Source organism: Microvirga yunnanensis (genome assembly GCF_025460875.1).
Genome location: NZ_JAMXFI010000071.1, coordinates 1 through 26197 on the forward strand (window position 1 = coordinate 1; position 26197 = coordinate 26197).

Below are 26197 nucleotides of genomic sequence, written 5' to 3' on the forward strand. Positions count from 1 at the left end.
CGCCGGTCGCCGTTCCGCCGGCCGTGCCCGGAGCGCCGCTGGCGGCCGCGCCCGCGGTCGCGCCGGCCGTCGCGCCGACGCCTGCGCCCACGGCCGCTCCGACCGGGCCGCCCACGAGGGCCCCGATGCCGGCGCCGGCGAGGGTGCCGCCCAGGGAGCCGCCGATGAACTCACCGGACGCGGAATAGACCGGGCGGCCGCCGTTCAGGGCCTGGCTGGTCATGCTGTGGTCCTTGATCATGTTCTGGGCGTAGCGGCGAACGGCGGGGTTGCGCGAGCGCTCAAGGGCGAGCTGGCTCGAAGCGATCTCGAAAGCATCCGATTGAGCCGCCATCATGCGGTAGGTCTGGCCGTCCATGATCTGGGCAGAGGCCGGGACGGCCGAAACGGATGCAAGCAGGGCCGCGAGGGGAAGATATTTCTTCATGGGGTGAACTCCTGTTACCGGGATCGCAGAACACCGTGCGAAGCCCATCGGGCTCGCGGAGGTCGTGGGTGGCTGCTGCACCCCTTCAACGGCATTCGATCTAAGCGGTTCCAGGAAAGTCAGGCTTCGTTCAGCATAAATTCCGATCAACCCGCCAAAGCTTGGCTTTCGTCACGCTGAAGGACAATAGAGATACCTCGCGCGACAGTGGAAAGCGCGCCTATTCTTCGAAGCTTGACGTTTCAGCGCGGCCATATGCTTGAGCGCGGTCCCGGAGGTTTTCTCAGGACTTCGCCTCGGGCTGGCGAATGCGGGCGAGGGAGAGCATGCCCATGCCTCCGACCGTGCCGTCGGGCTTCAGGCCCCGCAATTCCGCCATGAGGAGAAATCCGGTCTCGTCCCGGTCGATGGTGAAGAGATGGTAGCCGGCCTTGTGGGTCAGGGTTCCGCCGCGCGCCGAGGCCGAGGGCGCGCCGATCACCGGGATGGGGCCGCGCGGGCCGTCGAGATGGGCGAGCGAGCCCACATGGTTGTGCCCGTGCAGCACGAGCTCGGCGCCGACCCGGCACAGCATCTTCTCGAACCGGGAGGCGTCGGTGAGGTTGCGGCCCGCTTCCGCGCCGCCGACATGGGGCGGGTGGTGGATCAGCACGATCCGGAAGCAGCCCGGGTCCCGCCCCAGCTCGCCGAGGATCTGCTCGACGGCCTTCATCTGCCGCGACCCGACCCGTCCGCTGGCCACGAAGGGCAGGGTCGGGATGGCGGAGGAGAGGCCGACCACGGCGATGGACCCGTAGCGGCGCAGGTAGGGGAACGCGCCTTCGCGGCCGTCGTCGCCCCGGGTCCAGGGCGAGATCTCCCGCAGCAGCCCCTCGAGCGAGCCGCGCACATAGGCGTCGTGGTTGCCCGGCACGAAGGTCACGCGGGACGGGTCGCCCAGGCTCTCGAGAAAGACCCGGGACGTCTTCCATTCGTCCGGAAGGCCGATGTTGCAGGTATCGCCCGTGCAGGTGATGTGGTCGGGCTTCTGCGCATGGATGTCGGCGACGAGCTCGGCCAGGAGCTCCATGTCGTGCAGGTCGTGCCGGCTGCGGTGCCAGTTGTACCAGCCGGTCAGGCGCTTGCTCAGAAGCTGCTTGAGACGCGGCCGGGGCAGCGGGCCCACATGGGGGTCGGTCAGGTGAGCGATGCGGAACATGGCGGCCGGGTTGATGCGTCGGGAAGCGAGAGTTCGCGCGCGGTGCCCCGCGCGTCAAGCGCTGCCGATGAAGATCCCGGCGAGAAGCACCAGAATGCCGCCCACGACCACCTGCAGGGTCGCGCTCCAGAACGGCGTGTCCATGAACCGGGTGCGGATCCACGAGATCGCCACGAGCTCGACCGCCACCACGAGGGCCGCGATGCCGGTGGCGAGGAGAAAGGCGTTGGGCCAGGAATCCGGCACCAGATAGGGCAGGGTATGGCCGAGGCCGCCGGCCGCCGTCATGACCCCGCAGACCAGCCCGCGCAGCCAGGGCGAGCCGCGGCCCGTGATCTCGCCGTCGTCGGAGAGGGCCTCCGTCAGGCCCATGCTGATGCCGGCGCCCACCGAGGCCGCGAGCCCGACCAGGAAGGTCTCCCAGTTGTTCTGGGTCGCGAAGGCGGCGGCGAACAGGGGCGCGAGGGTGGAGACCGAGCCGTCGATCAGCCCGGCCAGCCCCGGCTGCACGTATTGCAGCACGAAGAGCCGGCGGCGGGCATGCTCCTCGGCGGCCTCGGCGTTCTCGGTGAGATGGGCGGCATGCAGCTCGCCGGCCTTGCGCTCGTGGCCGCGCTCGATCTCGGCGAGCCTGGTGAACAATTCGCGCACGGACACGTCGAGGGTCTGCTGGGCGGCCTTTTCGTAGAAGTTCGCGGCCTGCAGCTCCATGACCTCCGCCTCGCGGCGCATGCGGTCGAGGTCGAGATGCGGGCTCCACCACACGGCGCGGCGCTTCAGGAAGCCGCGCACGTCCTCGCGGCGGATCGGCGGGAGATGCTCGCCGAAGCGGTCGCGGTAGAAGCCGTAGAGGGCGTTGCGATGGGCGCGCTCCTCCTCGGCCATGCCGTCGAAGATTTCGGCCGAGGCGGGGAAGTCACCCCGGAGGCGATCCGCGAAATGCTGGTAGATCCGCGAATCTTCCTCTTCGCTGCCGATGGCGAGCGCGATAACCTCGCGCTCGGACAATTGGGATAGAGACTTCATGCCCGCTCCTGTTTAGAAGGATTCTAAACAATAAGCCGGGCCGTTGCCAAGCCTCCCCGCGTCAACGGAGGCGAGGCCTCAGACTCAGTACTGCGCGCCCGGGATCAGGGTCGAGTAGATCGAGCGGTCCTCGAGGTTGAGGGCCGGGGACCAGGAGAAGCGGGCGGAACGGTTGAGACGGGACAGGATCAGCGCGAGAAACATCGGAACACCTTTGGTTGGTCTTGTCTTAGACCTTCGTCTAATCCCGGTCACGCGACAAAATACCGGAACAGCTATGCAGTGGATGAATGACTACATTCATCCTCCCGTAACCTTGCCGTGATGGGGTGGCCCGATGTCCGATCCTCAGCCTCGCCGGTCCGCGCGCCTCGTCTCCCGGGCACTCCATACCTATTGGCGCTTCTCCCGGGGCATGACGCTCGGCGTTCGGGCCGTGGTCCTCGACGACCGGAACCGGGTCTTCCTCATCCGGCACACCTACGTGGCCGGCTGGCACCTGCCGGGGGGCGGCGTCGAGACCGGCGAGACCGCCCTCGAGGCCCTGGGCCGCGAGCTCCAGGAGGAGGCCTGCATCGCCATGGACGAGACGCCCAGGCTGTTCGGCGTCTTCTTCAACAGCCGGATCTCCCGGCGCGACCACGTGCTGGTCTACGTCATCCGCCGTTTCACGGTGCTCGCCGTCAAGCAGCCGGACCGGGAGATCGCCGAGGCGGGCTTCTTCCCCATCGAGGGGCTGCCCGAGGGAACGACGGCCGCGACCCGCCGACGCCTGGCCGAGATCCTCGAGGGCCAGCCCGTCTCGGCGAACTGGTGAGAGAGGGTTTGCGCCGCGTTCCCGGCGCTGCTATGGCCTTGCGACCTTCATGAAATGCCGAGCCCCATGAGCATCACACGGATTTCGCGACGACGACACGGCTGACGTTCCGTTCAGCCGTTTTCCGTTCCCTCTCGTCCCCGAGTCCGTCCATGACCGAGCTCTCGCTCCTGATCCGCACCGAGCAACCCATCGATTCCGAAGCCATCGAGCGCCTGCACGAGCGCGCCTTCGGGCCGGGCCGCTTCGCCCGCACCGCCTCGCGCCTGAGGGAAGGGGCGTCCCATCGGCTCGATCTGTCCTTCACGGCCCTGGTCGGCACCCTGCTGGTCGGTTCGGTGCGCCTCACCCCGGTGAAGGCGGGCGACGTGCCGGCCCTGATGCTGGGCCCGCTCACGGTGGAGCCCGCCTTCGAGAGCCGCGGCATCGGCGCCGCCCTCATGCGCCGCTCCCTCGATGCCGCCAAGGCCGGGGGCCATACCCTGGTGCTGCTCGTGGGCGACGAGCCCTATTACAGCCGCTTCGGCTTCAGGCGCATCCCGCCGCAGCAGCTGCAGCTTCCGGGTCCGGTCAACCCGGTCCGCTTCCTGGCCCTGGAACTGGTGGAAGGCGCGATGGCGGGCGCCAAGGGACTGGTGAGCCCGCTGCCCGACTCGGACGGGTAGCGCGAACGATCCGGCCTCTCCGTCGTCACCGGGAGGAGCCCGGTGACGACGTGGCTGATGAGCGCTGCGATTCCGGTCAGGCCCGGCGGCGTCCCTCGATCAGCCAGGCCGCGAGGGTGGAGCCGATCAGGAGCACGAGCCCTACGAAGCCGAGCGCCATCGGGAAGACCGATACCCCGCGCACGATGGCGCTGTCGCTCGGCTTGATGCCGATCCAGTCGCCGCCGGAGAAGCGGCTGCCCGAATGCACCGCGAGGACGCGCGGCACCGTGATGCTCTGATCACCCGCCATCGCGACGCGCCGCACCGACCCGCCGGTCGCTTCGGCGATCGCGCTCAGGGCCTCGGTGTTGCTGAACACGTCCATGAGCTCGCGCGGATTGGCCGGGCCGATGCTCACGAAGGTGATGAGATCGCCCGACCGGACCGTGTGCAGGCCGAGCTCGCGGCTGGCCACCTGGGCGGTGAAGAGGCCGGGGCGCGTCTCGGTGAGCGGGACGCTGCTCTCCTGGCCGCTCGGGGCCACGATGGTCACGGGGTCGGCCGTCTCGGCCATGGTCTGGCGCTCGACGCGGATGTCGCGCCCCTGCGCGCTCGCCCGCAGGGCCTCCTCCTCGAGGGCCGGCTCCTTCATGAGCCAGTGGGCGAGGCGGCGCAGAAGGTCGAGATGCGGGCCGCCGTCCTGATAGCCGCGGGCCCAGAGCCAGGCATGGTCGGAGAGCAGCAGCGCCACGCGGCCCTTCTCCTCCCGGCGCAGGACGAGGAGCGGCAGGTCGTTCGCTCCCGACATGAGCGTGTCGCCCGACTGCACCTGCGAGCCGATGATGCGCAGCCACTCGCCCCAGGCCGGCGGCGACTGCTCCGAGCCCGGCAGGTCGCGGGTGACGGGGTGGCGGTCGCCGGTGTCGGTGATCTGCGCCTTGTAGGGCTGCTCGACGATGCTGCCGTTGGGCTGGCCCGGGATGATCGGCGCAAGCCTGGTCTGCGCGAGGCTGCCGTAGCTCGCGAATTCGGGGCCCGCCGCCACCAGGATCGCCCCGCCCTCGCGCACGTAGCGCACGATGTTCTCGAAATAGCTGGACGGCAGGATGCTTTGGTTCGCGTAGCGGTCGAAGATGATCAGGTCGAATTCCTTGATCTTCTGCTGGAACAGCTCGCGGGTCGGGAAGGCGATCAGCGAGAGTTCGTTGATCGGCGTGCCGTCCTGCTTCTCCGGCGGGCGCAGGATCGTGAAGTGGACGAGGTCCACGTTGGCGTCGGACTTGAGGAGGTTGCGCCAGGTCCGCTCCCCGGCATGGGGCTCGCCGGAGACGAGCAGCACGCGCAGCTTCTCGCGGATGCCCTCGATGGGGATCACCGCCCGGTTGTTGGCCTGCGTCAGCTCGTTGGGCAGGCCTTCCACTTCGAGCTCGACCACGTTGGTGCCGCCATGCTCGATGCGCACGTCGAGGGTGAAGGGCGTGTCGGCGCGAACCTGCTGGCGGGTGAGAACCTGTCCGTCGCGGCGCACGGTGACGAGGGCCGAGCCGGTGCCGCCGCGCTCCATGATCTGGGCGCGGATCGTCTGGTCCTTGCCCACGATGCCGAAGCGGGGCGCCTCGAGCAGCTTGATCTGCCGGTCGCGCTCGTCCGGACGGCCGGTGATGAGCGCGTGGAGGGGCGCCCGGAAGCCGAGACCCTCCACGGAGGACGGGATGTCGTGCACCACGCCGTCGGTCACGAAGACCACGCCGGCGAGCCGGTCCGGCGGCACGTCGGCCAACCCGTTGGACAGGGCGGCGAACAGGCGCGTGCCGTCGTCGCCGCTGCCGTCGTCCGCCTCGATGAAGCGCGGGTCCACGTCGGCCAGGGAGCCGAAGCGCCGCTCCAGCTCGGCCCGCACCTGATCGGTCATGGCCGGGCGGTCGCCCAGGGTCTGCGAGGTGGAGCGGTCGACCACGATCGCCACGATGTCCTTCACCTTGTCCCGGTCCTCCTGCACGAGCGCCGGGTTGGCGAGCGCCAGGAGCACGAGCCCGAGGGCGACCGCCCTGAGGATCGCCACGGGTCCGCGGGAGATCAGCGCGAGAATCGCGAGCAGCGCGACGACCGCACCGAGGGCCCAGAGGGCATAGGCCGGGATGAGCGGGGAGAAGCTGATCGAGAGCAAACCGTTTCCCTCTTACTGCCCGAGGCGTTCGAGCAGGGCCGGCACGTGCACCTGATCGGCCTTGTAGTTGCCGGTCAGCGCATACATGACGATGTTGACGCCGCTGCGGTACGAGAATTCCCGCTGGCGCTGGTCGCTGCCCACGATCGGGTAGATGAACTCGCCCCGGGCGCCGACCGCCCAGGCGGCCGCGAGATCGTTGGACGTGATGATGATCGGCGACACCCCGTCGCCGGAGCGGGCCGGGCGGCTCGCCTCGCCCTCGGGCGCGGGCGGCAGGGCCTCGACCCAGGTCTGCCCGGTGGCGTAACGGCCCGGGAAGCTGTCGAGGATGTAGAAGGTCTTGGTCAGCACGTGATCGGCCGGCACCGGCTCGAGCTCGGGAATGTCGAGGCTCGCCAGCATCCGGCGCAGGTACTGCCCCTCGGCCGTGGGAGCGCCGTCCGGACGGTTGCCGAAGGCGTCGCGTGTGTCGAAGATCACCGTGCCGCCGCCCTTCATGAAGGCGTCGAGACGCCGGATCGCGGCTTCGGACGGCATGGGCCGGGATGCCACGATGGGCCAGTAGATCAGCGGATAGAACGCCACCTCGTCCCGCGAGAGATCGATGCCGATCGGCTCTCCGGGCGACAGGGCGGTGCGCTGGCTCAGCACCTGCGTCAGCCCGGTCAGGCCTGCCTTGCTCGTCTCGTCGACCTGTGAATCGCCCGTGACCACATAGGCGAGCCGCGTCACGAGGGCGGGGCTGGAGCTCTCCATGGTCATGGACGAGCGGCGCTCCTGCGCGTTCGCGTCCGAAGCCGGGTTGAGGAGAAGGGACGCCCCGAGCACGATGGCGGCCGCGGCGCCGGCCCGGCGCAGGCGGGAGGCGACGTTCGACAGATGGCCGCCGAGCCAGAGCGACGCGAGGGTGTCGATCAGCAGGAGCACGAGAGCCAGCATGAAGAGCGGCATGCGCAGATCGATGGTCTGCGCCCCGGCGAGGGGCGCGACCCGGCCGTTGAGGGGAGCGAAGTCGAGAGGCGCGAGCCGGTCGCCCGGCAGGAGCGCGTTCACCGCGAGGCTCGAATCCACCGGCCCGTAGAAGCCCGGCGGATGCTCTCCGGTCGCGCGCTCGGCGTAGTTGCGCGCCACGGCGCGGGCATTGGCCGGGGGCGACGTGTAGATGCCGTAGCCGTCGAGGGTCAGTCGTGGAGCCACCGTGTCGTTCTCCGCGTTGCGCGCCTCCGCATTGGCATCGCTCGGCGCGCCCGCGAGCGCCGTGGTCCGGCGCAGCATGTCGACGAAGAGGCCCGACAGGGGCAGGTTCGACCAGGTGGTGTCGGCGGTGACGTGGAAGAGCACGATCATGCCGTCGCCGCGCTTGTCCGCCGTCACGATGGGCGTGCCGTCGGCAAGCGACGCCCAGGTCTTCCCCGGCAGGTCGCCGTCCGGCTCCGCGAGGATCTGGCGGTGGATGCCGATCTCCTCCGGCACGGTCAGGCCGAAATAAGGGCTTTCCCGGGTGAAGGGCGCGAAGGTCTTGGGGGTGTCCCAGGACAGGGTGCCGCCGAGGCTGCGCCCGCCCCGGCGCAGGCGCACCGGCACGAGCTCGTCGTTGCCGGCGGCCAGGCGGGAGCCCGCGAAGCGCAGGAGCATGCCGCCCTTCTCGACGAAGGCCGTGACCCGGCCCAGGGTCTCCCGGTCGAGCCCCCCCACGTCGGCCAGCACGAGAACGGACACCTGCTCGTCGATGAGCTGGTTCACCGCGTCGGCCACCGCGCCGCGCCCGTTGCGGATCTCCGAATAGGGCGCGAGGGCGCGCTCGATGTAGTAGAGCGGCGAGAGCAGGGGCTGAGCCTGATCGGAGGTGCCGCCGAACACCAGCCCCACGCGGCGGCGCTTGCCGCGCTCGTCGAGGAGATGCACGGCCCCGGCCGAGCCCTCGCCGAGGACCTCGATGCGCGCGATGGCGTTGCGGATCTCGGTGGGCAGATCGAACGCGACGCTCGTCTCGGTGGCGGTCGGATCGAAGGCGAAGCGCATGTCCGCGAGCGGCAGGCTCTTGAGGTCGAGGGCGCGCACGGTGCCGGCATCGCGTCCGTTCGGCTCGGGACGCACGAGCCTCGCATTGAGCTGGCCGCTGGCATTCTCCGCGCCGGCAACGGCCAGGGCCGGAGCGCGCTCCGCTTTGAGAACGGTGATCCGCTGCCCGTTCGCCATCTTGGCCAAACCATCGATGAAGCCCTGTCCATCAACGCCCGCCACCCCGTCGCTGATCCAGACGATGTTGGTCTCGGGAGTCGATTCCAGGAACCGCCTGACGGAATCGAGATGGGCCTGGCGGTCCTGCAGATGCGGCAGGGGTTTCAAGGACCGAAGCCGTTCCAGCGCGGTGGACGGGCTCGCCGGCTCGATGGCCGCGGGAGCCTCGGCGGTCGCCACGAGCGCGACCGTGCGCCCGTCGCGGCCCGCCGCCTCGACGCGCTCGACCGCGAGGTTCATGCGCTCGCGCCAGTCATGCGCGGCGGCAAAGCCGTTGTCGAGCACGATCAGGAGCGGCGAGCGGTTGTCGTCCTCCGCCAGCGGGTTCCAGATCGGGCCCGCGGCCGCCAGGATGAGGAAGGCGGCGAGCAGCAGCCGCAGCAGCAGGAGCCACCAGGGGGTGCGCGCAGGCATTTCCTGCTCGGGCCGCAGGTCCGCCAGGATCTTGAGGGGCGGGAAGTCGACCCGGCGCGGCTGCGGCGGCGTGATGCGCAGGAGCAGCCAGATCGCCGGCAGGGCCGCCAGCGCCGTCAAAACGAGCGGAACCGCGAAGGTGAGGGGAAGGCCCAGCATGGCTCAACGCCCTCCCAGGCCGGTGCCGCGCGCGGTCGACACGAGCGTCATGATGCGCAGGGCGGCTTCGCTGGCCGGCCGGTCGGTGCGGTGGATGGTCAGGGTCCAGCCGCGGCGGCGGGCCAGCTGCTGAAGCGCCTCCCGGTGCTCCTCGATCCGCAGCCGGTAGGCACGGCCCCAGGAGACCGCATCGCCGATCCGCAACGACAGCCCGTCCTCGAGATCGTGCAGGACGGCCTGTCCCTGGAACGGAAAGGTCTCCTCGACGGGATCGACGATCATCACGAGATGACCGCGCGCCCCGCGTGACGAGATGCCTTCGACCATGGCGGTGACATCGGACAGGGGCGACAGGAAATCGCTGATCAGAACGGCCTCGTGCTGGGGCGCCACGGGAGCCTGCGGGGGCAGATCCTCTTCCAGGGACGCCCGGTCGGCCACCAGGGTCTGGGCCATGGTCTCGGCGATGCGCCGCGTCGCCCGCGGCGGCATGAGGCCGAGCATGCCGACCCGCTCGCCGGCCTCGACGAAGGCGTCGGCGAGAGCGAGGCCGAGCACGATGGCGCGCTCGACCTTGGGCGCCTGCGCCAGCTCCGAGACATAGCCCATGGAGGCGGAGCGGTCGATCCAGAACCAGACGGTCTGGGCGGTCTCCCACTCGCGCTCGCGCACATAGAGCCGGTCGTCGCGGGCCGAGCGGCGCCAGTCGATGCGCTGTGCCGCCTCGCCGGCCACGAAGGGGCGGAACTGCCAGAAGGTTTCGCCGGTGCCGGCGCGCCGGCGGCCGTGGATGCCGTGGGCCAGGTTGGCGGCGACCCGCCGGGACTCGAGCACGAGGTGCGGCATGCGGTCTGCGAGGGAGAGAGCGCTTTCCGTTTCGCGGCGGCCCGGCGAGCGGGCGCTTTCGGGGAGGACCCGGACACGGGCCATGACGGGGTTCCTAGCCTGCCAGCCGCGACGTGAGCCGGCCGACGATGCTCTTGATGGTCTCTCCATCCGCCCGGGCCGAGAAGGTCAGGGCCATGCGGTGCTTGAGCACCGGCTCGGCGAGCGCCACCACGTCGGCGATCGACGGGGCGACCCGGCCTTCGATCAGCGCGCGGGCGCGCACCGCCAGCATCAGGGCCTGGCTGGCGCGGGGACCCGGCCCCCAGAGAATCCTGTCGGTCACGCCCTCGATGCCGTTGCCCTCGGGACGTGCCGAGCGGACGAGGTCGAGGATCGCCTCGACCACGCTCTCGCCGACCGGCAGGCGGCGCACGAGGCGCTGGGCGTTCATGAGAGCCTCGGCGTTCATGACCGCCTGCGGCTTGTGCTCGTCGGCGCCCGTGGTCTCGATCAGGATGCGCCGCTCGGCCTCGCGCGTCGGATAGCCGACGTCGATCTCGAGCAGGAATCGGTCGAGCTGGGCTTCCGGAAGGGGATAGGTGCCTTCCTGCTCGATCGGGTTCTGGGTCGCCAGCACATGGAAGGGCTGGGGCAGGTCGTGCCGCTCGCCCCCCACGGAGACGTGATGCTCCTGCATGGCCTGGAGCAGGGCCGACTGGGTGCGCGGGCTCGCGCGGTTGATCTCGTCGGCCATCAGGAGCTGCGCGAAGACCGGGCCCTTCACGAAACGGAAGGAACGGCGCCGGTCGGCGCCCTCGTCGAGGATCTCGGACCCGAGGATGTCGGAGGGCATCAGGTCCGGGGTGAACTGGATGCGGCGGGCGTCGAGCCCGAGCACGGTGCCGAGCGTCTCCACCAGCTTCGTCTTGGCGAGGCCGGGAACGCCCACGAGCAGGCCGTGGCCGCCCGCGAGAAGGGTGATGAGGGTGAGATCGACCACGTCTTCCTGGCCGAAGATGACCGTGTGGATGGCCTCGCGGGCCCGGCCGACAGTCTCGAGGGTCGCCTCCGCGTTGCGGATGATCGCGTCGTCCAATGCGGTAGGCGCCTGAGCAATGCTGGCCGTCATGAGGTCACTCTCCTCGATCGCAATTGCCCCCGGTAGGTAGTCTGCCTTCGATCCGTGTCGAGGTGCAAGGGTCGTTGCGCCGCAGCGAAGGACGGATGGAGTGGACGAGACAGCCGAGGGCTCTATGCTTTAAAGCATCGGACCCAAAAGTGGACCCACTTTTGGGATCGGATCCGATCCTTCGTCATTGATGTGTGCATCGTTGATGCGGAAAACCGGGTCCACTTTTCCGCACGATGCCCTTAGAAGTAACAATCGGCGGCCGTTCGTCGATCCATAAAGTTCAAAATCCTGTTCACGCTTGCGTCATGACCGAACCCTCCGCCTCCGCTCCCGGGAATGCCCTGGCCCGCCTGACAGCGGCGCTGGGCTCCGATCGCGCGCGCAAGGGACCGCCGCCGGTCGAGCGCTGGAACCCGGCCTATTGCGGCGAGATCGACATGCGCATCGCGGCCGACGGGACGTGGCATTACATGGGCACCCCCATCAACCGTCCGGCTCTCGTGAGGCTCTTCTCGACGGTGCTGCGCAAGGATCCGGAGCGCTACGTGCTCGTCACCCCGGTCGAACGGGTCGGCATCACGGTCGAGGATGCGCCGTTCCTCGCCGTCGAGATGGCCGTGGACGGCGACGGCGCAAGCCGCCAGATCGCCTTCCGGACCAATGTGGACGATCTCGTGCAGGTCGGGCCCGCGCATCCCCTGCGCTTCGAGCAGGACGCCAGCGGCGGGGTCAAGCCCTCCGTGAAGATCCGAGGGGATCTGTGGGCGCGGGTGACGCGCTCCCTGGCGCTGGATCTCGTCGCCCTCGGCGAGGAACGGGATGTGGAAGGCGCTGCCACCTTCGGTGTCATGGCAGATGGCATGTTCTTTCCCATCGCTCCCGTCAGCGCTCTGGACGCCTTCTGATGCGGCTTGCTCCCCACGACGCGCCGGACTTCCTGACGCTGGCAGCCGAGCGTCTGCGGCCCGAGCCGCCGCATCCCGAGGAGGCGCTCGCCAACCCGCGCGGCGACCACAGCCTCGACGACGTGCCCCTGGTCCACCCCCTGACGCCGAAGCCGGCCGCGGTCCTCGTTCCGGTCGTCATGCGGGCGGAACCGATGCTGCTCCTGACCGAGCGCTCCGCTCAGCTGCGCCAGCATTCCGGGCAGATCGCCTTTCCGGGCGGGCGGGTCGACCCGGAGGACGCCTCGGTCCTGGCGGCGGCCTGCCGCGAGGCCATGGAGGAGATCGGCCTCGACAGCCGCTTCATCGTTCCGCTCGGCTACCTGGACGCCTACCTGTCCACGACGAATTATCTCGTCATGCCCGTGGTGGCGCGGGTCTCCCCTTCCTACAGCCTCAACCTCAACCACGACGAGGTGGCCGAGACCTTCGAGGTGCCGCTCGGCTTCCTCATGGATCCCTCCCGCCATGAGCTCCATTCCCGCGAATGGAAGGGAAGGGTGCGGCGCTACTATGCAATGCCCTACGAGGGACGCTACATCTGGGGCGTGACGGCGGGCATCATCCGCAATCTGTACGAGAGGCTCTACGGTTCATGACGCGGGCAGTTGTCCAGGGATTGGTTCTGTTCCTCCTGCCCTTCGTTCTCTTCGGCGTCTACCTGGTCGTCCGTCGCCGCAACCCGCTGATCTGGTCGCACTGGAGCGACCAGTCGCTCTGGCTCGCCATCGCGGGCTTGAGCTTCGTGATCGCCTCGCTGGTCGCGACCGGCCTCCTGGTCGACCGCGAGACGGGCACCTATGTGCCGACCCATGTGGAAAACGGACGGGTCGTCCCGGGACATTTCGAGTGATGGAAACCCTCGATCGACAGGCCCTGCTCGGCCTTCTTGAGCGTCCGCCCCTGCGCCGCCTCCTGGAGGCCTTCAATGACGGCGCCGAGGAGACGCGCATCGTGGGCGGGGCCGTGCGCAACGCCCTGCTCGGGCGGCCCGTGACGGAGGTGGACTGCGCCACGACCATGCGGCCCGATGCCATCGTCGAGCACGCGAAGGCGGCCGGGTTCAAGGCGGTGCCGACCGGGATCGAGCACGGCACGATCACCGTGATCGCCGACGGCGAGCCTTACGAAATCACGACCCTGCGCGAGGATGTGGAGACCGACGGGCGTCACGCGGTCGTGCATTTCGGACGCGATTTCGCGCTCGACGCGAGGCGCCGCGACTTCACCATCAACGCTCTCTCGCTCGGCCTCGACGGGCGGCTCCACGACTACACGGACGGCCTGGCCGATCTGGCGGCCCGACGGGTCCGGTTCATCGGCGATGCCCGGACCCGCATTCGCGAGGATTATTTGCGGATCATGCGCTTCTTCCGGTTTCACGCGGAATATGCGCAGGCCGATCCGGACCCGGAGGGGCTCGCCGCGGCCGGGGCCGAGCGGCAGGGATTGGAGATCCTCTCCCGGGAGCGGATCCGGCATGAGCTCTTCAAGCTCCTGGTCGCCCGGCGGGCGAAGGACACGATCGGCGTCCTGGCCGATCACGGCTTTCTCCCGTGGCTTCTGGGCGGCGCCGCCGAGTTCGGCCGCTTCGGCCGCGTGGAGGTCTCCGACGCGCAAAGCCCCGTCCCGGTCTGGCGTCTGGCCGCGCTCGCGGTGATGGTCGAAGAGGATGCCGACCGCCTGCGGGAGCGCCTGCGTCTGTCGAACGACGAGCACCGGAAGCTCGTCGCCTATGCGCGCCTTCTGAGCCTCGTGAAGGCCTGGGCCCTGCCGCTCGACGCCGGCGCCATCCGCCGCCTGGCGGCGGATCACGATGTGGAGGCCCTCGACACCGTCCTGGCGGCGACGGCCGGCGAGCCATTCCCGATCGTCCGTGCCGACGCCCGCGAGGCGCTCGAACGCTACCGCACCGGGGCCGAGCCTGTGCCGGTCTTCCCCCTGCGGGGAGGCGACCTGGTCGGGAGCGGCATCCCGAAAGGGCCGAGGATCGGTGAATTGCTCGCGCAGGCCCGCCAGGGCTGGCTGGCGGAGGGCTGCCGAACCGACGAAGCCTCCGCGAAGGATCTGCTCAGGCGGGTGCTGAAGCAGGCTTAAAGCATCTTTTCACGTCCGATGGTCTGGCCCCTGTCTCCATCCCGGGACATGACCAGCCGGCCGTGCCATTCGCCACGTCATCACCGGCACAAGGCCGGTGATGACGTGGAGGGTGAGATGGGACGGTGGTGACACCCTCCCCATGTCATGGCCGGGCTCGTCCCGGCCATCCCGATACGAAAGGCGCTGCGCCCTACAGAAGCGAGATCGCCGCACGCGCCCGGGGATGATGCCGTGACGGCGTCGATGTCGGACGGCTGCGCTTCCCCGTGGCGGCTGGCGTTATGGCCACCGCACCGTCGGCGGCATGGACGAGAGGATCGACGCGATGTTGCCGCCCGTCCTCAGCCCGAAGATCGTGCCGCGGTCGTAGAGCAGGTTGAACTCCACGTAGCGCCCGCGCCGCACCTGCTGCTCGATCCGGTCCTCGTCCGTCCAGGGGCGTGTGACGTTGCGCCGGACGATCTCGGGATAGACCGTGAGGAAGGCCTCGCCCACGTGCCGGGTGAACGCGAAGTCCTCGTCCGGATCCCCGGTCCAGTGATAGTCGTAGAAGATGCCCCCGACGCCGCGCGGCTCGTTGCGGTGCTTGAGGTGAAAGTACTCGTCGCACCACGCCTTGTATTTCTCGTAGGAGCCTTCGGGCGCATGGACGCGGCAGGCCTCTTCCATCGCGGCGTGAAACGCGACCGTATCCGGATCGTCCTGCGTCCGCCGCCGGTCGAGCACGGGCGTGAGGTCCGCCCCGCCGCCGAACCAGGGCTTGGAGGTCACCACGAAGCGGGTGTTCATATGCACCGTTGGAACGTTCGGGTTCCAGGGATGCGCGATGAGCGAAAGGCCGGCAGCCCAGAAGCGGGGATCCTGATCCGAGCCCGGAATCTGGCCGCGGAACTCCGGCGCAAACTCGCCGTGCACGGTCGAGACATGCACGCCCACCTTCTCGAACACGCGGCCGCGCATCATGGACATGACGCCGCCGCCGCCGGGGGCGCCGCTGTGATCCTTGCGCTCCCAGGGCGTGCGTTCGAACCGGCCGGGGTCGGAGGCCTCGGGGTGGAGGGGGCCCGCGACCTCGTCCTCGAGCGCCTCGAACGCGGCGCAGATGCGGTCGCGCAGCAGGGCGAACCAGATGGGAGCCTCTGCCTGCAGGCGTTCGACGGTTGTCGTATCGGTCATGATGGTTCCGCTTCAGGTTTCGGACGGAGCCGGATGGGGAAACCCGTTGGTCTGCCGCAGGGCCTCGCCGAGGATCATGGCGGCCGTTACGGCGACGTTCAGGGAGCGCAGGCCGGTCTGCATCGGGACAGTGACCCGGGCGTCGGCCGCCTGATGGACCTCCTCCGGGACGCCGGCGGATTCCCGGCCGACCAGAATGACGTCGTCGGGCCGGTAGGCGAGTTCCGTGTAGGCGAGCGCGCCCTTCGTGGTCGCCAGGATCAGCCGGCCCCCGGCTTCCTGCCGCCAGGCCTCGAAGGTGCGCCAGGACATGTGCCGGGTGATCGTCACATGGTTGAGGTAATCCATGCCCGAGCGGCGCAGGTTGCGGTCGGAGACGTCGAAGGCCGCAGGTTCGATGATCTCCACCGGCACGCCGAGGCAGGCGGCGAGGCGCAGCATGGTCCCGGTGTTCTGCGGAATGTCGGGCTGGTAGATGGCGAGACGGGGCATGGGCCCGTCATCGGAGGAACGGGCTCCGTCGTCAAGGGAGCCTCAGGGCCATTTGCCCCGGCGGCATTTGCGCCACAAGCTGGAACAACTCCAATCCGGCTATGGACAGGCGGGCTTGGCCGTGCCAAAGAGCCACCGCGCGGCGACTCCCAGTCGCATTGCGCGCGCGTCGCCGCGCATGCTTGTTCCATTTTGGACCTCGTGTGCCAAATGCCTTGGTTCCCAAGGGATTGCCGATGCGCGGTTCTCGTTTTTTGATCAATGCTGGAGAGCCAAGTGGCCGAGACCACCACTCATGTCGCTGAGCCGACACGGCGCGATTTCCTTTATATCGCCACGGGCGCAGCTGCCGTCGTCGGCGGAGCCACCCTGGTATGGCCCTTCGTCCAGTCCCTGGCGCCCGACGCGGCGACGGTGGCGGCCGGCGCCCCCGTCGAGGTCGACCTGACCCCCATCGCGGAAGGGCAGATCGTCAAGGTTTTCTGGCGCGGCAAGCTGATCTTCATCCGTCACCGCACGGCCGAGGAGATCAAGGCCGCCGAGGACGTGAACGTGGCTTCCCTGCGCGACCCGCAGCCCGACTCGGCCCGCGTGAAGGAAGGCCATGCCCAGTGGCTCATCGTTTACGGCAACTGCACCCATCTCGGCTGCGTGCCGCTGGGCCAGCAGGGCGAGTATCACGGTTGGTTCTGCCCATGCCACGGCTCGATCTTCGACACCTCCGGCCGCGTCCGCGGCGGCCCGGCGCCGATCAACCTGCCGATCCCGCCCTATACCTTCGCGTCCGACACCAAGATCGTGATCGGCCAAGAGGCCACGGCGTAACCTAAGCGACGATCAGGCGATATCATGAGCGACCATCCCACAACTTACGTTCCCAAGAGCGCCTTCGGTAAGTGGTTCGAGAGCCGCCTGCCCATCGCAGGCCTCATCCACTCGTCCTTCATCGCGTTCCCGGTTCCGCGGAACCTGACCTATTTCTGGACCTTCGGCGCCATCCTGGTGTTCATGCTCGTCGCGCAGATCGTGACCGGCGTGTTCCTGGCCATGTACTACACGCCGAACGCCGGCATGGCTTTCCAGTCCGTCGAGCATATCATGCGCGACGTGAACTACGGCTGGCTGATCCGCTATCTGCACGCCAACGGCGCGTCGATGTTCTTCGTCGCCGTCTACGTCCACATCTTCCGGAACTTCTACTACGGCTCCTACAAGGCCCCCCGCGAGGTTCTCTACATCCTCGGCGTGATCATCTTCCTCTTGATGATGGCCACGGCCTTCATGGGCTACGTGCTTCCCTGGGGCCAGATGAGCTTCTGGGGCGCCACCGTGATCACGAACCTCTTCTCGGCGATCCCGCTCGTCGGCGAGACCATCGTGAGCTATCTCTGGGGCGGCTACTCGGTGGGCAACCCGACCCTGAACCGCTTCTTCTCCCTGCACTACCTGCTGCCCTTCATGATCGCGGGCGTCGTGATCCTGCACATCTGGGCGCTGCACGTGCCGGGCCAGAACAACCCGACCGGCATTCCGATCAAGTCGGGCAAGGACGCGGTTCCGTTCACCCCCTACGCGACGATCAAGGACATCTTCGCCGTCGTGGTGTTCATGATCTTCTTCGCCTACTGGGTGTTCTACATGCCCAACTACCTGGGCCATGCGGACAACTACATCCCGGCGAACCCGGCCGTGACGCCCGCGCACATCGTTCCCGAATGGTACTTCCTGCCGTTCTACGCGATCCTGCGCGCCATCCCGGACAAGCTCGGCGGCGTCATCGCCATGGGCTCGGCCATCGTGATCTGGTGCTTCATGCCCTGGCTCGACACCTCCAAGGTGCGCTCCACGGCCTACCGCCCGCTCTACAAGCAGTTCTTCTGGATCTTCGTGATCGTGTGCTTCCTGCTCGGCTGGCTGGGTTCCCGCCCGGCCGAGGGCTGGTACGTGATCGCCTCCCAGATCTGCACGGCCTACTACTTCGCCCACTTCCTGATCATTCTGCCGGTGCTCGGCTTCGTTGAGCGTCCGCTGCCGCTGCCGAATTCGATCCTCGAATCCGTCATGGGCGTGCAGAAGGGCGGGGCTGGCATTCCGGCCGGCGCCAATGCCGAGCCGCATTCCAAGGGCTGATGCGAGAGTCGAGGAAACACAGACAATGATGAAGCGTACTCTTGTCATCGCAGCCGCCGTTCTCGGCTTGTCCGCTCCGGCCTTCGCTGCCGGCGAGACCCCGGTCCCGCCGCAGCTCAAGTGGAGCTTCCAGGGGCCGTTCGGCAAGTTCGACCGGGCCCAGCTCCAGCGCGGCTTCAAGGTGTACCGGGAGGTCTGCGCCTCCTGCCATTCCCTGAACTACGTGGCCTTCCGCAACCTGCACCAGCCCGGCGGCCCGGAATTCTCCGAGGCCCAGGTCCGCGCGCTCGCGGCGGAGTACAAGGTCCAGGACGGCCCGAACGAGGCCGGCGACATGTTCGAGCGCCCCGGGCGCCCGGCCGACCGCTTCCCGGCACCGTTCCCGAACGAGAACGCCGCGGCTTCCGCCAACGGCGGCAAGGCTCCCCCGGACCTGTCCCTGATGCCCAAGGCCCGCACCTACGAGCGCGGCTTCCCCTGGTTCATCACCGACGTGTTCCGTCAGTACTCGGAGAACGGCGCGGATTACGTGACCGCGCTGCTGACCGGCTACGAGGAGGCCCCCCAGGGCTTCACGGTGCCCCAGGGCGGTCACTACAACCACTACTATCCAGGTCACGTGATCGCCATGCCGAAGCCGCTCAGCGACGGCCAGGTGGAGTATCCGAAGAATGAGGCCGGCCAGCCGCAGGTGCCGGAAACCGTCGATCAATACGCCCGCGACGTGACAGCCTTCCTCACCTGGACGGCTGAACCGCACCTCGAGGCCCGCAAGCGCCTCGGCTTCCAGGTCATCCTGTTCCTGCTCGTCCTGTCCGGCCTGCTCTACTTCACCAAGAAGAAGGTCTGGGCCCGGGTGGGCGGCGAGGTCGAAGGCCACGCGACGCCTCCGATGACCCACAACCCCTAAGGATCAAGGCCCCGGTTTCCGGGGCCTTTTTCGTTTCAGGCGACTTCGACCGGAGAGGCGTCCAGGCCGACCACCATGCTGCAGACCATCGCCGACGACATCTGGGGCACGGATTGCCTCGCCTACCACGTGCAACCCAGCCTGGAGCCCGAAACCCGGGCGGCCTTCGAGCGGGTGCAGCAGGCCTTCGCCGGGCTCTGGCCGGAGCCCCTGCATGTCGGCCCCAAGCACGGCCTGCATGTGACCATCTATCCGCTCGTGACCGTCAGGGGCGGCTTCGACAAGGATGCCTACTGGCAGAGCATCGCCCGGCGCAGCGAGAGAATTCTGGAGGAGCTCTGCACGGGTCATCGGGCCTTGGAGCTGCGCTTCTACCGCCTGAAGGTAACGGACACGGCCATCATCGCGACGGCCACCGACGAAACAGGCCTCATCCAGGCCATCCGGGACAGGATCGTGCGCGACATTCCTCCACCGCCGGGGGCGAGCCCGATCATCTACGACCTGATCCATTCCACGCTTGCGCGCTACAGGACGAGCACCGCCATCCCGGACGACGCAGTGGCGCGCGTCGAGAGCCTGCCGGTCTCCGTCACGGCGCCCGTCACCCGGATCAGGCTCGTTCGCGAGACGCTCTTTCCCTGCCTCGCCACGGACGAGATCGCGTCTATTCCCCTGGGGCGCGAGGAGGCTGCGAGGACGGCCCGGAGGCCGCCAGGGTGACGCTCTGCGGGGCCGGGCGCGGTTGCGCGACGGGATCGTAGGGATAGATGCGCTGGCTCCGGAGCAGGATGAGCGATTGCGCGATCACGGACCGGCTGTGGCGAATCTGCGCGCGGGTCAGGGCCGCGAGGGTATGAGACTGGCCGATCGCCGCGGAGCAGCGTCGGGTGGCTTTGCTGGTATCGTGATCCATCGGGAAAGCATACTGTCCCGATCGGCGCCTGCATTCACCTAGCGCATCGGACGGACCCAGAGGGCCGCGTCAGCGACCCGAAGGGCCACGCCAGTGAAAAGTGGACCCGGTTTTCGCCGGCGCGGCGCTTCGGGTCCGCCTCATCCGATGCGCCGGTCAAGAGAGGGAGCCTCGGATAAATCCCAAAAGTGGTGTCCACTTTTCACGTCCGAGGCTCTGGTTGAATCGGCGTGATCCCGATGCGGGACTTGGGACCGGGTCCGCACTCGGCTATGAAACGGCACGGGCGGAAAGCCCGGGAACGGGGAGGGCGCGCGATGGCGAAGGCGGTTCTAGGCATCATCGGCGGGTCGGGGGTCTACGACCTGCCCGGGCTCGAGGACATGCGCGAAGAGCGCATCGATTCGCCCTGGGGCGAACCCTCGGACATTCTGCGCGTCGGACGCATCGGCACGACCGAGATCGCCTTCCTGCCGCGCCATGGGCGGGGGCACCGCCTCTCCCCGTCCGACATCAACTACCGGGCGAATATCGACGTGATGAAGCGCGCCGGGGTCACCGACCTGATCTCGGTCTCGGCCTGCGGGTCGTTCAAGGACGAGTTCTATCCGGGCTTCTTCGTGCTGGTGGACCAGTACGTGGACCGCACGCATCGCCGCGAAAGCTCCTTCTTCGGCCGGGGCTGCGTCGCCCATGTGCCCATGGCCCACCCGGTCGGGCCGCTGCTGCGCCAGCACATCGCCGACGCGGCGGTGGCCGAGAAGATCCCGTTCGCCCTCGGGGGCACGCTGGTGTGCATGGAGGGGCCGCAATTCTCCACCTATGCCGAATCCATGACCTACAAGAAGCTCGGCTACGACGTGATCGGCATGACGGCCATGCCGGAGGCCAAGCTCGCCCGCGAGGCCGAGATCACCTACGCGACCATCGCCATGGTGACCGATTTCGATTGCTGGCATCCCGAGCACGACAACGTCGACGTGGCGTCCGTGGTCGCGGTCGCCCACCAGAACGCCACGAAGGTGGCCCGCCTGATCGCCCGCATCGCCCGCGACTTCCCGGCCGAGCACGAGCCGTGCCCCGTGGGCTCCGACCGGGCCCTCGACGGGGCCATCATGACGGCCCCGTCGGCCCGGGATCCGGAGCTTCTGAAAAAGTTGGATGCGGTGGCCGGACGGGTGCTAAACCCTTGAGCGCGCGATCGCCGGATTCCTGCGGGAACGAAGCCGGCGGACCCATCCCTTTCGATACCCAGGCAGGCTTGACCTCATGGACCAGCGTCTCATCACCGACCTGAAGGCCGCGATCCGCTCGATCCCGGACTACCCGAAGCCCGGCATCGTGTTCCGGGACATCACGACCCTTCTGGGCGACGCGCGGGCCTTCCGGCGCTCCGTGGACGAGCTCGTCCATCCGTTCGCCGGCGGACGCGTCGACAAGGTCGCGGGCATCGAGGCGCGGGGCTTCATCCTCGGGGGCGCCATCGCGCATCAGCTCTCCTCGGGCTTCGTGCCGATCCGCAAGAAGGGCAAGCTCCCCCACGAGACGGTGCGCATCGCCTATTCGCTCGAATACGGCGTCGACGAGATGGAGATCCACACGGACGCCATCGGCCAGGGCGAGCGGGTCATCCTCGTCGACGACCTCATCGCCACGGGCGGCACGGCCGTCGCGGCGACCCGGCTCCTGCGCCAGATGGGCGCCAACATCGTGGCCGCCTGCTTCATCATCGACCTGCCGGATCTCGGCGGCGCCGCGAAGCTCCGGGACCTCGGCGTCGAGGTGCGCAGCCTCGTGAGCTTCGAGGGACATTGAGGAGCCGGCGATGGCAAGCGATCGCCTCCTGGGAGCGCTGGAGTTCCTGCGCGAAGCGGAGCGGCTCAAGAGCACTCTGCGCAGCGGCTTCACGTCGACGGGCCGGCCCGAGAGCACGGCCGAGCATACCTGGCGCCTGTGCCTCATGGCGCTGGTGTTCTCGGACGAGCTCGGGGATGTCGATCCCCTGCGCCTCATCAAGCTCTGCATCGTTCATGACCTCGGCGAGGCCCTGAGCGGAGACATTCCCGCCGTTCTGCAGACGGACGGGTTCGACAAGTCCGCTCGGGAAAGGGCGGACCTCGAGGAGCTGACCAGGGCGCTCCATCCGGCGAAACGGGCCGAGATCCTGGCCCTGTGGGAGGAGTACGAGGCGGCCTCGTCGCCCGAGGCCGTTCTCGCCAAGGGGCTCGACAAGCTGGAGACGATCCTCCAGCACAACCAGGGCCGGAACCCCGCGGATTTCGACTACGCGTTCAATCTCGATTACGGGCGCAAGCAGACCTCCGCTCACCCGGTTCTCGCCGAGATCCGCGTCCTGCTCGACGAGGAGACGCGGGCCAGGGCCGACGCTTCAAAGGCCGGTTAATCCCGCCGCTCCCAGAATACCATCCCGTCGAACGCGAACACCTCTTCGCCGTGCTGGTTCGTGCCCGTGTTGTGGTGGAACACCAGGCCCCAGCCGGGGCGGGACGCGGAGGCGCGCTTGGCCGTCACGGTGGACCGGTAGGCGATCGTGTCGCCCGCATAGACGGGCTTGAGCCATTTCAAGTTGGTGAAGCCCGGCGAGGGGCCCAGTCGGGCCGGCCGCTGGCCATGGCTCAGCGCGTAGTCCCGGATGCGGTCGCGGTGGCCGACCATGTGCTTCATCCACACGCTCGCCGTATGCCAGCCGGAGGCGCACAGGGCGCCGAACAGGCTGTCCTTGGCGGCCTCCGCGTCCACGTGGAAGCGCTGTGGATCGAACTGCCGGGCGAAGGCCACGATGTCGTCGGGCGCGAAGGTGTAGGAGCCGAGCTCGTCCGTCTCGCCGACGACGAGATCCTCGAAGTACGGATTGGCCGAGACCGGCGGGATCTCCCGCGCCGGCACCGCGCCGGGCAGGGCGTCCGCCGCAGCCGCCAGGGCGTTGCGGCCGCCGCTGAACGGCTCGGCGTCCCGGGTCGCGAACATCACCCAGTTGGTCTGGGTCAGGACGGGCTCGTCGGCCTGGTTGAGCATGTCGAAATGGAACCGCACGAGGCCAAGCGAGGGCCTGCTCCTGGAGGCGCGGCTCTCCAGGACCTTCATGCGCGAGCGCAGGGTGTCGCCGGGCCGCACGGGCTTCAGCCACTTCACCTCCTCGATGCCCGGCGAGCCCATGGAGGACGAATCGAGGACCAACCCGTCGGCGAACAGGCGCATGTTCAGGCTGCAGCTGTGCCAGCCCGAGGCGATCAGCGTGCCGATGAAGCTGTCCTTGGCGGCGATCTCGTCCACGTGGAAGGGCTGCGGATCGTATTCGCGGGCGAAGGTCAGGACATCGTCCTTCGACACCGTGAGCGGGCCGAAGGTTTCGGTCAGGCCGGGCGGAAGATCTTCGAACGTGCGCATGAGCATTCCCTTGTCGGGGTCTGCCCTAGCATAACGCCTCCGCCATGGGGAGGCATGCCGCCGCAACCGCGGCCTGACTTTCGGAGGGCGTCAGGGCTGCCCGCCTCAGGGGGAAAACTGCCCGGCCGCGTTGTGCGCGAGCCGGATCGGCTCCGGCAGGCGATATTTCGGGCAGCAGCGCAGGACGAGTTCGGCCGCGGTCGGAATATCGGCCAGGTGTCCGGGCGAGATGAACATCGGGTTCTTGGCCGTCCGGGTGCGCAGCGCCACCCCGATGGTCTCCTCGCGGTCGACCAGGGGAGCGGCGGCGCCTTTCTCCTCCGCCAAGTCCTTGTAGCGCCCGCACAGGAGCGTCTTGCCGCAGCCGACGGTCGGGCGCTGCAGCCACAGGCCCATGTGACTGGCGATCCCGACCCGGCGGGGATGAGCGATGCCCATGCCGTCGAACAGGAAGACGTCCGGCTCGGATTTCAGCGTCTCGAACGCCTCTTCGAGCACGGGGCCTTCGCGGAAGCTCAGGAGGCCCGGCACATAGGGAAAGGGCGTCGGGCGCCGGGCCAGGACGGTTTCCACCGGCAGGAAGCCCGGAAAGGTGACCACCACGATGGCGGCCTGCGACTGCTCGTTCTTCACGCTCACGTCGACCCCGGCCACGAGCTGCACCCGATCGAGATCGATCGGTCGGTCGGACACCACTTCCGTTCTCAGCTGGTTCTGGAGGGCGATGGCCTCGGAGGGCGTCAGGTTCCAGTCGTGGCGGTGGCGGAGCTGCATGATGGCCTATGAATGCGGACGAGGCGTCAACGCTCAAGGTTCCGGAACGATCCGGATTGATCTGGATCATCGCGCTGGGGACAATTCGTCGTCTCTTAAGAAGGTTGACCCACACGGAGGCTTGAGGTGATCTCCTCCGCATCGAGCAGGAGACAGTCATTGGCTCATTCAGCCGCCACAGGCCGCAGCATTCCGATCATCAGCCCGGCCGAAGGCGTTTCGGAGGCGTTGATCCGGCAGCTCGTGGAAACCTTCTACGACCGGGTGATCCGCGATCCGGAACTCGGGCCGATCTTCCACGGCAAGCTCTCCGGCCGCTGGGCCCGGCACCTGGCCCTGATGGTGGATTTCTGGTCCTCGATCGCCCTGCGGACCGGCCGCTACCAGGGAAAGCCCCAGGCGGCGCATTTCGGTCTCGACCTCACGCCCGACCTGTTCGCCCGCTGGCTCCAGCTGTTCGAAGAGACGGCTCGGGAGATCTGCGCGCCGGACGTGGCGGCCTTCTTCGTCGACCGGGCGCGGCGCATCGCCGAGAGCCTGCAGATCGGCCTCGGGATCGGCCCGAAGGCGCTGCGTCTTCCCTGAAGCGGATTTACCGCTCCCACCATTCGAGCCCGTCGCCTCTCCGCTTGGGGAGCAGGGACGAGACGCCGATCATCACGAAACCGCAGGCCACGAGCACGCCGACGAAGAATTCGGCATTGCCGAGCCCGGGAGACACGAAGCTGTCGAACAAAGTCTGCATGGATCACATCCTCTACGCAGCCCTTTTCGCAGAATGGCCCTGAACGGACGACGAAGCCCGCGTTCAGGAAATGGTCAGGTTGGCGGTCCACGGCGTCATCGCCGGCCTGGTGCCGGTCTTGCTCAAGCATCGGACGTGTCATCGACCTCACGCCCGATGCTTGAGGCTTCTGTTTCAAAGCATCTTTTCGCGCAAAACCGGTTCCCACTTTTGCGCCCGATGCTCTCACCCAGCGAGTCCCGCCGAGAACGGCACCCTCGCACGTCATGGCCGGGCCCGTCCCGGCCATCCCGACCAGAAAGACGCCGCGCCCGACAGAAACGGGATCACCGGCACGAGGCCGGTGATGACGGGTGGGCATCGTCTGCCGAACGGTTCAGGGGGAGGGTGGAGGCGGACGCCTCAGGTGTTGAACCGGAAGTGCATCACGTCGCCGTCCTGCACCGTATACTCCTTGCCCTCCAGCCGCAGCTTGCCCGCATCGCGGGCCCCGGCCTCGCCCTTGAGAGAGGTGTAGTCCGCATACGCGATGGTTTCGGCGCGGATGAAGCCCTTCTCGAAATCCGTGTGGATGACGCCCGCGGCGGCCGGCGCCTTGGTGCCCCGGGTGATCGTCCAGGCGCGGGCCTCCTTGGGGCCGACGGTGAAATAGGTGATCAGGCCGAGAAGGTCGTAACCGGCGCGGATCACCCGGTTGAGGCCGGGCTCCTCGAGGCCGACGGCGTCGAGATAGTCCTTCTGCTCCTCGGGGGGCAGAACCGCGATCTCGCTTTCGATCTTGGCCGAGACGACCACGGCCTTGGCTTCCTCTTCCCTGGCGCGCTCGAAGACGCGGGCGGAGAACTCGTTGCCCTTGTCGGCGGAGGCTTCCTCCACGTTACAGACGTACAGGACGGGCTTGGACGAGAGCAGGCCGAGCATCTGGAACAGGCGCTCCTCCTCGACCTTCCGCTCCACCAGACGGGCGGGCTTGCCCTCGCGCAGGAGCGGCAGGGTGCGGTTGACGAGGTCGAGGGTCTCCTTGGCCTCCTTGTCGTTGCCCTTGGCCTTCTTCTCGAGGGCCGTGACGCGCTTCTCCAGGCTGTCGAGGTCGGCCAGCATCAACTCGGTCTCGATGGTCTCGATATCCGCGATGGGATCGATCTTGCCCTCGACATGGGTGATGTCCGTGTCCTCGAAGCAGCGCACCACATGGGCGATGGCGTCGACCTCGCGGATATTGGCCAGGAACTGGTTGCCGAGGCCTTCGCCCCGCGACGCGCCGCGCACGAGGCCCGCGATATCCACGAAGGTGAGGCGGGTCGGGATGATCTGCGCCGAGCTGGCGATGCCCGCGAGCCGGTCGAGCCGCTCGTCCGGCACCGCCACGTCGCCCACGTTGGGCTCGATGGTGCAGAACGGGTAATTGGCGGCCTGCGCGGCCGCGGTCTGCGTCAAAGCGTTGAAGAGGGTGGACTTACCCACGTTCGGCAGGCCGACGATGCCCATCTTGAAGCCCATGGCCTCACTCCTTGCATGGCCGGCATCCGCGCCGGCGTGATTG

Annotated in this window: 27 protein-coding genes; 14 read left to right on the forward strand and 13 right to left on the reverse strand. The window is 68.2% G+C overall.

From position 1 onward, the window contains the following. From NF876_RS27615 to mbfA, 3 genes are all read right to left on the reverse strand, one after another. Window positions 1-427 (reverse strand): DUF4142 domain-containing protein (locus NF876_RS27615; RefSeq protein ID WP_262271564.1); only part of this gene is annotated, 427 nt, incomplete at its 3' end. A gap of 283 nt (window positions 428-710) precedes the next feature. Continuing rightward, on the reverse strand, window positions 711-1625 hold the full coding sequence (locus NF876_RS27620) for a metallophosphoesterase family protein (RefSeq protein WP_262271565.1): 915 nt from the start codon (window positions 1623-1625) through the stop codon (window positions 711-713). Window positions 1626-1679: 54 nt separating this feature from the next. After that, window positions 1680-2651, reverse strand: a complete 972-nt coding sequence (gene mbfA, locus NF876_RS27625) for an iron exporter MbfA (RefSeq protein WP_262271566.1) — start codon at window positions 2649-2651, stop codon at window positions 1680-1682. 337 nt (window positions 2652-2988) lie between these two features. Here mbfA and NF876_RS27630 point away from each other — a divergent pair, with 337 nt between their 5' ends. Beyond that, the gene (locus NF876_RS27630) at window positions 2989-3468 is read left to right on the forward strand and encodes an NUDIX domain-containing protein (RefSeq protein ID WP_262271567.1); all 480 of its coding nucleotides are present in this window, start codon (window positions 2989-2991) and stop codon (window positions 3466-3468) included. 152 nt (window positions 3469-3620) lie between these two features. Then, on the forward strand, window positions 3621-4133 hold the full coding sequence (locus NF876_RS27635) for a GNAT family N-acetyltransferase (RefSeq protein ID WP_262271568.1): 513 nt from the start codon (window positions 3621-3623) through the stop codon (window positions 4131-4133). A gap of 76 nt (window positions 4134-4209) precedes the next feature. Here NF876_RS27635 and NF876_RS27640 read toward each other — a convergent pair whose 3' ends face one another. From NF876_RS27640 to NF876_RS27655, 4 genes are read right to left on the reverse strand one after another with little or no spacing between them, the layout of a single operon-like run. Next, window positions 4210-6282 carry a hypothetical protein gene (locus tag NF876_RS27640; protein ID WP_262271569.1) on the reverse strand — a complete coding sequence of 691 codons (2073 nt, stop codon included), beginning with the start codon at window positions 6280-6282 and terminating at the stop codon, window positions 4210-4212. Window positions 6283-6294: 12 nt separating this feature from the next. Continuing rightward, complete coding sequence (locus NF876_RS27645) at window positions 6295-9099, reverse strand: DUF4159 domain-containing protein (RefSeq protein ID WP_262271570.1); 2805 nt, start codon at window positions 9097-9099, stop codon at window positions 6295-6297. A 3-nt stretch (window positions 9100-9102) separates the two neighbouring features. Next, window positions 9103-10029, reverse strand: coding sequence for a DUF58 domain-containing protein (locus NF876_RS27650; protein ID WP_262271571.1), 927 nt, complete (start codon window positions 10027-10029; stop codon window positions 9103-9105). Window positions 10030-10039: 10 nt separating this feature from the next. Further along, the gene (locus NF876_RS27655) at window positions 10040-11056 is read right to left on the reverse strand and encodes an AAA family ATPase (protein ID WP_173945970.1); all 1017 of its coding nucleotides are present in this window, start codon (window positions 11054-11056) and stop codon (window positions 10040-10042) included. 308 nt (window positions 11057-11364) lie between these two features. Here NF876_RS27655 and NF876_RS27660 point away from each other — a divergent pair, with 308 nt between their 5' ends. Genes NF876_RS27660 through NF876_RS27675 form a run of 4 tightly spaced genes read left to right on the forward strand, consistent with a single transcriptional unit; the run spans window position 11365 to window position 14100 of the window. Then, entirely contained in the window at window positions 11365-11964 is a 600-nt protein-coding gene (locus NF876_RS27660) for a DUF1285 domain-containing protein (RefSeq protein ID WP_262271572.1), read from the forward strand. Then, on the forward strand, window positions 11964-12602 hold the full coding sequence (locus NF876_RS27665) for a CoA pyrophosphatase (protein WP_262271573.1): 639 nt from the start codon (window positions 11964-11966) through the stop codon (window positions 12600-12602). The genes NF876_RS27660 and NF876_RS27665 overlap by 1 nt, the downstream gene beginning before the upstream one ends. Then, window positions 12599-12856 carry a DUF6111 family protein gene (locus NF876_RS27670; RefSeq protein WP_262271574.1) on the forward strand — a complete coding sequence of 86 codons (258 nt, stop codon included), beginning with the start codon at window positions 12599-12601 and terminating at the stop codon, window positions 12854-12856. The genes NF876_RS27665 and NF876_RS27670 overlap by 4 nt, the downstream gene beginning before the upstream one ends. Beyond that, a complete protein-coding gene (locus NF876_RS27675) occupies window positions 12856-14100 on the forward strand; it encodes a CCA tRNA nucleotidyltransferase (protein WP_262271575.1) in 1245 nt (414 codons plus the stop codon). The genes NF876_RS27670 and NF876_RS27675 overlap by 1 nt, the downstream gene beginning before the upstream one ends. Window positions 14101-14382: 282 nt before the next feature. Here NF876_RS27675 and hemF read toward each other — a convergent pair whose 3' ends face one another. Then, window positions 14383-15279, reverse strand: coding sequence for an oxygen-dependent coproporphyrinogen oxidase (gene hemF / locus NF876_RS27680; protein ID WP_262271576.1), 897 nt, complete (start codon window positions 15277-15279; stop codon window positions 14383-14385). Between the two features lie 12 nt (window positions 15280-15291). Beyond that, a complete protein-coding gene (locus tag NF876_RS27685) occupies window positions 15292-15771 on the reverse strand; it encodes a tRNA (cytidine(34)-2'-O)-methyltransferase (RefSeq protein WP_262271577.1) in 480 nt (159 codons plus the stop codon). Window positions 15772-16032: 261 nt separating this feature from the next. On the opposite strand from NF876_RS27685, the gene petA reads away from it, so the two are divergent. The 7 genes from petA (at window position 16033) to NF876_RS27720 (ending at window position 22131) form a co-directional block, all read left to right on the forward strand. Beyond that, complete coding sequence (petA, locus tag NF876_RS27690; protein WP_173945706.1) at window positions 16033-16596, forward strand: ubiquinol-cytochrome c reductase iron-sulfur subunit; 564 nt, start codon at window positions 16033-16035, stop codon at window positions 16594-16596. A 24-nt stretch (window positions 16597-16620) separates the two neighbouring features. Next, window positions 16621-17901 carry a cytochrome b gene (locus tag NF876_RS27695; protein WP_262271578.1) on the forward strand — a complete coding sequence of 427 codons (1281 nt, stop codon included), beginning with the start codon at window positions 16621-16623 and terminating at the stop codon, window positions 17899-17901. A 25-nt stretch (window positions 17902-17926) separates the two neighbouring features. Continuing rightward, the gene (locus NF876_RS27700; protein ID WP_262271579.1) at window positions 17927-18811 is read left to right on the forward strand and encodes a cytochrome c1; all 885 of its coding nucleotides are present in this window, start codon (window positions 17927-17929) and stop codon (window positions 18809-18811) included. Between the two features lie 75 nt (window positions 18812-18886). Beyond that, on the forward strand, window positions 18887-19534 hold the full coding sequence (locus NF876_RS27705) for a 2'-5' RNA ligase family protein (RefSeq protein ID WP_262271580.1): 648 nt from the start codon (window positions 18887-18889) through the stop codon (window positions 19532-19534). A gap of 510 nt (window positions 19535-20044) precedes the next feature. Then, window positions 20045-20920, forward strand: a complete 876-nt coding sequence (locus NF876_RS27710; RefSeq protein ID WP_262271581.1) for an S-methyl-5'-thioadenosine phosphorylase — start codon at window positions 20045-20047, stop codon at window positions 20918-20920. A 76-nt stretch (window positions 20921-20996) separates the two neighbouring features. Beyond that, window positions 20997-21542, forward strand: a complete 546-nt coding sequence (locus NF876_RS27715; RefSeq protein ID WP_262271582.1) for an adenine phosphoribosyltransferase — start codon at window positions 20997-20999, stop codon at window positions 21540-21542. A gap of 10 nt (window positions 21543-21552) precedes the next feature. Next, window positions 21553-22131: an HD domain-containing protein gene (locus NF876_RS27720; RefSeq protein WP_262271583.1), complete on the forward strand. Its 579-nt coding sequence runs from the start codon at window positions 21553-21555 to the stop codon at window positions 22129-22131. Here NF876_RS27720 and NF876_RS27725 read toward each other — a convergent pair. Together NF876_RS27725 and nfi are read right to left on the reverse strand one after the other, a co-directional pair. Further along, window positions 22128-23141, reverse strand: coding sequence for a MaoC family dehydratase (locus NF876_RS27725; protein ID WP_262271584.1), 1014 nt, complete (start codon window positions 23139-23141; stop codon window positions 22128-22130). The genes NF876_RS27720 and NF876_RS27725 overlap by 4 nt on opposite strands. A 99-nt stretch (window positions 23142-23240) precedes the next feature. Continuing rightward, complete coding sequence (gene nfi / locus NF876_RS27730) at window positions 23241-23909, reverse strand: deoxyribonuclease V (protein ID WP_262271585.1); 669 nt, start codon at window positions 23907-23909, stop codon at window positions 23241-23243. Window positions 23910-24068: 159 nt separating this feature from the next. Here nfi and NF876_RS27735 point away from each other — a divergent pair, with 159 nt between their 5' ends. Continuing rightward, window positions 24069-24494, forward strand: coding sequence for a group III truncated hemoglobin (locus tag NF876_RS27735; protein ID WP_262271586.1), 426 nt, complete (start codon window positions 24069-24071; stop codon window positions 24492-24494). A 7-nt stretch (window positions 24495-24501) separates the two neighbouring features. Here the strand turns inward: NF876_RS27735 and NF876_RS27740 are convergent, their stop codons facing one another. Next, entirely contained in the window at window positions 24502-24654 is a 153-nt protein-coding gene (locus NF876_RS27740; protein ID WP_262271587.1) for a hypothetical protein, read from the reverse strand. A gap of 402 nt (window positions 24655-25056) precedes the next feature. After that, entirely contained in the window at window positions 25057-26154 is a 1098-nt protein-coding gene (ychF, locus tag NF876_RS27745) for a redox-regulated ATPase YchF (RefSeq protein ID WP_262271588.1), read from the reverse strand. Window positions 26155-26197: the final 43 nt, after the last annotated feature.

What these genes read in the sequence shown, in the direction of transcription:
- NF876_RS27650 (WP_262271571.1), bottom strand. Translation starts at nt 10,029, where the DNA reads ATGGCCCGTGTCCGGGTCCTCCCCGAAAGCGCCCGCTCGCCGGGCCGC.
- NF876_RS27725 (WP_262271584.1), bottom strand. Translation starts at nt 23,141, where the DNA reads ATGCTCATGCGCACGTTCGAAGATCTTCCGCCCGGCCTGACCGAAACC.
- NF876_RS27675 (WP_262271575.1), top strand. Translation starts at nt 12,856, where the DNA reads ATGGAAACCCTCGATCGACAGGCCCTGCTCGGCCTTCTTGAGCGTCCG.
- NF876_RS27720 (WP_262271583.1), top strand. Translation starts at nt 21,553, where the DNA reads ATGGCAAGCGATCGCCTCCTGGGAGCGCTGGAGTTCCTGCGCGAAGCG.
- NF876_RS27670 (WP_262271574.1), top strand. Translation starts at nt 12,599, where the DNA reads ATGACGCGGGCAGTTGTCCAGGGATTGGTTCTGTTCCTCCTGCCCTTC.
- NF876_RS27635 (WP_262271568.1), top strand. Translation starts at nt 3,621, where the DNA reads ATGACCGAGCTCTCGCTCCTGATCCGCACCGAGCAACCCATCGATTCC.
- NF876_RS27695 (WP_262271578.1), top strand. Translation starts at nt 16,621, where the DNA reads ATGAGCGACCATCCCACAACTTACGTTCCCAAGAGCGCCTTCGGTAAG.
- NF876_RS27700 (WP_262271579.1), top strand. Translation starts at nt 17,927, where the DNA reads ATGATGAAGCGTACTCTTGTCATCGCAGCCGCCGTTCTCGGCTTGTCC.
- NF876_RS27620 (WP_262271565.1), bottom strand. Translation starts at nt 1,625, where the DNA reads ATGTTCCGCATCGCTCACCTGACCGACCCCCATGTGGGCCCGCTGCCC.
- NF876_RS27685 (WP_262271577.1), bottom strand. Translation starts at nt 15,771, where the DNA reads ATGCCCCGTCTCGCCATCTACCAGCCCGACATTCCGCAGAACACCGGG.
- hemF (WP_262271576.1), bottom strand. Translation starts at nt 15,279, where the DNA reads ATGACCGATACGACAACCGTCGAACGCCTGCAGGCAGAGGCTCCCATC.
- NF876_RS27740 (WP_262271587.1), bottom strand. Translation starts at nt 24,654, where the DNA reads ATGCAGACTTTGTTCGACAGCTTCGTGTCTCCCGGGCTCGGCAATGCC.
- NF876_RS27645 (WP_262271570.1), bottom strand. Translation starts at nt 9,099, where the DNA reads ATGCTGGGCCTTCCCCTCACCTTCGCGGTTCCGCTCGTTTTGACGGCG.
- NF876_RS27705 (WP_262271580.1), top strand. Translation starts at nt 18,887, where the DNA reads ATGCTGCAGACCATCGCCGACGACATCTGGGGCACGGATTGCCTCGCC.
- NF876_RS27710 (WP_262271581.1), top strand. Translation starts at nt 20,045, where the DNA reads ATGGCGAAGGCGGTTCTAGGCATCATCGGCGGGTCGGGGGTCTACGAC.
- NF876_RS27660 (WP_262271572.1), top strand. Translation starts at nt 11,365, where the DNA reads ATGACCGAACCCTCCGCCTCCGCTCCCGGGAATGCCCTGGCCCGCCTG.
- NF876_RS27655 (WP_173945970.1), bottom strand. Translation starts at nt 11,056, where the DNA reads ATGACGGCCAGCATTGCTCAGGCGCCTACCGCATTGGACGACGCGATC.
- nfi (WP_262271585.1), bottom strand. Translation starts at nt 23,909, where the DNA reads ATGCAGCTCCGCCACCGCCACGACTGGAACCTGACGCCCTCCGAGGCC.
- ychF (WP_262271588.1), bottom strand. Translation starts at nt 26,154, where the DNA reads ATGGGCTTCAAGATGGGCATCGTCGGCCTGCCGAACGTGGGTAAGTCC.
- NF876_RS27665 (WP_262271573.1), top strand. Translation starts at nt 11,964, where the DNA reads ATGCGGCTTGCTCCCCACGACGCGCCGGACTTCCTGACGCTGGCAGCC.
- NF876_RS27715 (WP_262271582.1), top strand. Translation starts at nt 20,997, where the DNA reads ATGGACCAGCGTCTCATCACCGACCTGAAGGCCGCGATCCGCTCGATC.
- NF876_RS27630 (WP_262271567.1), top strand. Translation starts at nt 2,989, where the DNA reads ATGTCCGATCCTCAGCCTCGCCGGTCCGCGCGCCTCGTCTCCCGGGCA.
- mbfA (WP_262271566.1), bottom strand. Translation starts at nt 2,651, where the DNA reads ATGAAGTCTCTATCCCAATTGTCCGAGCGCGAGGTTATCGCGCTCGCC.
- petA (WP_173945706.1), top strand. Translation starts at nt 16,033, where the DNA reads ATGCTGGAGAGCCAAGTGGCCGAGACCACCACTCATGTCGCTGAGCCG.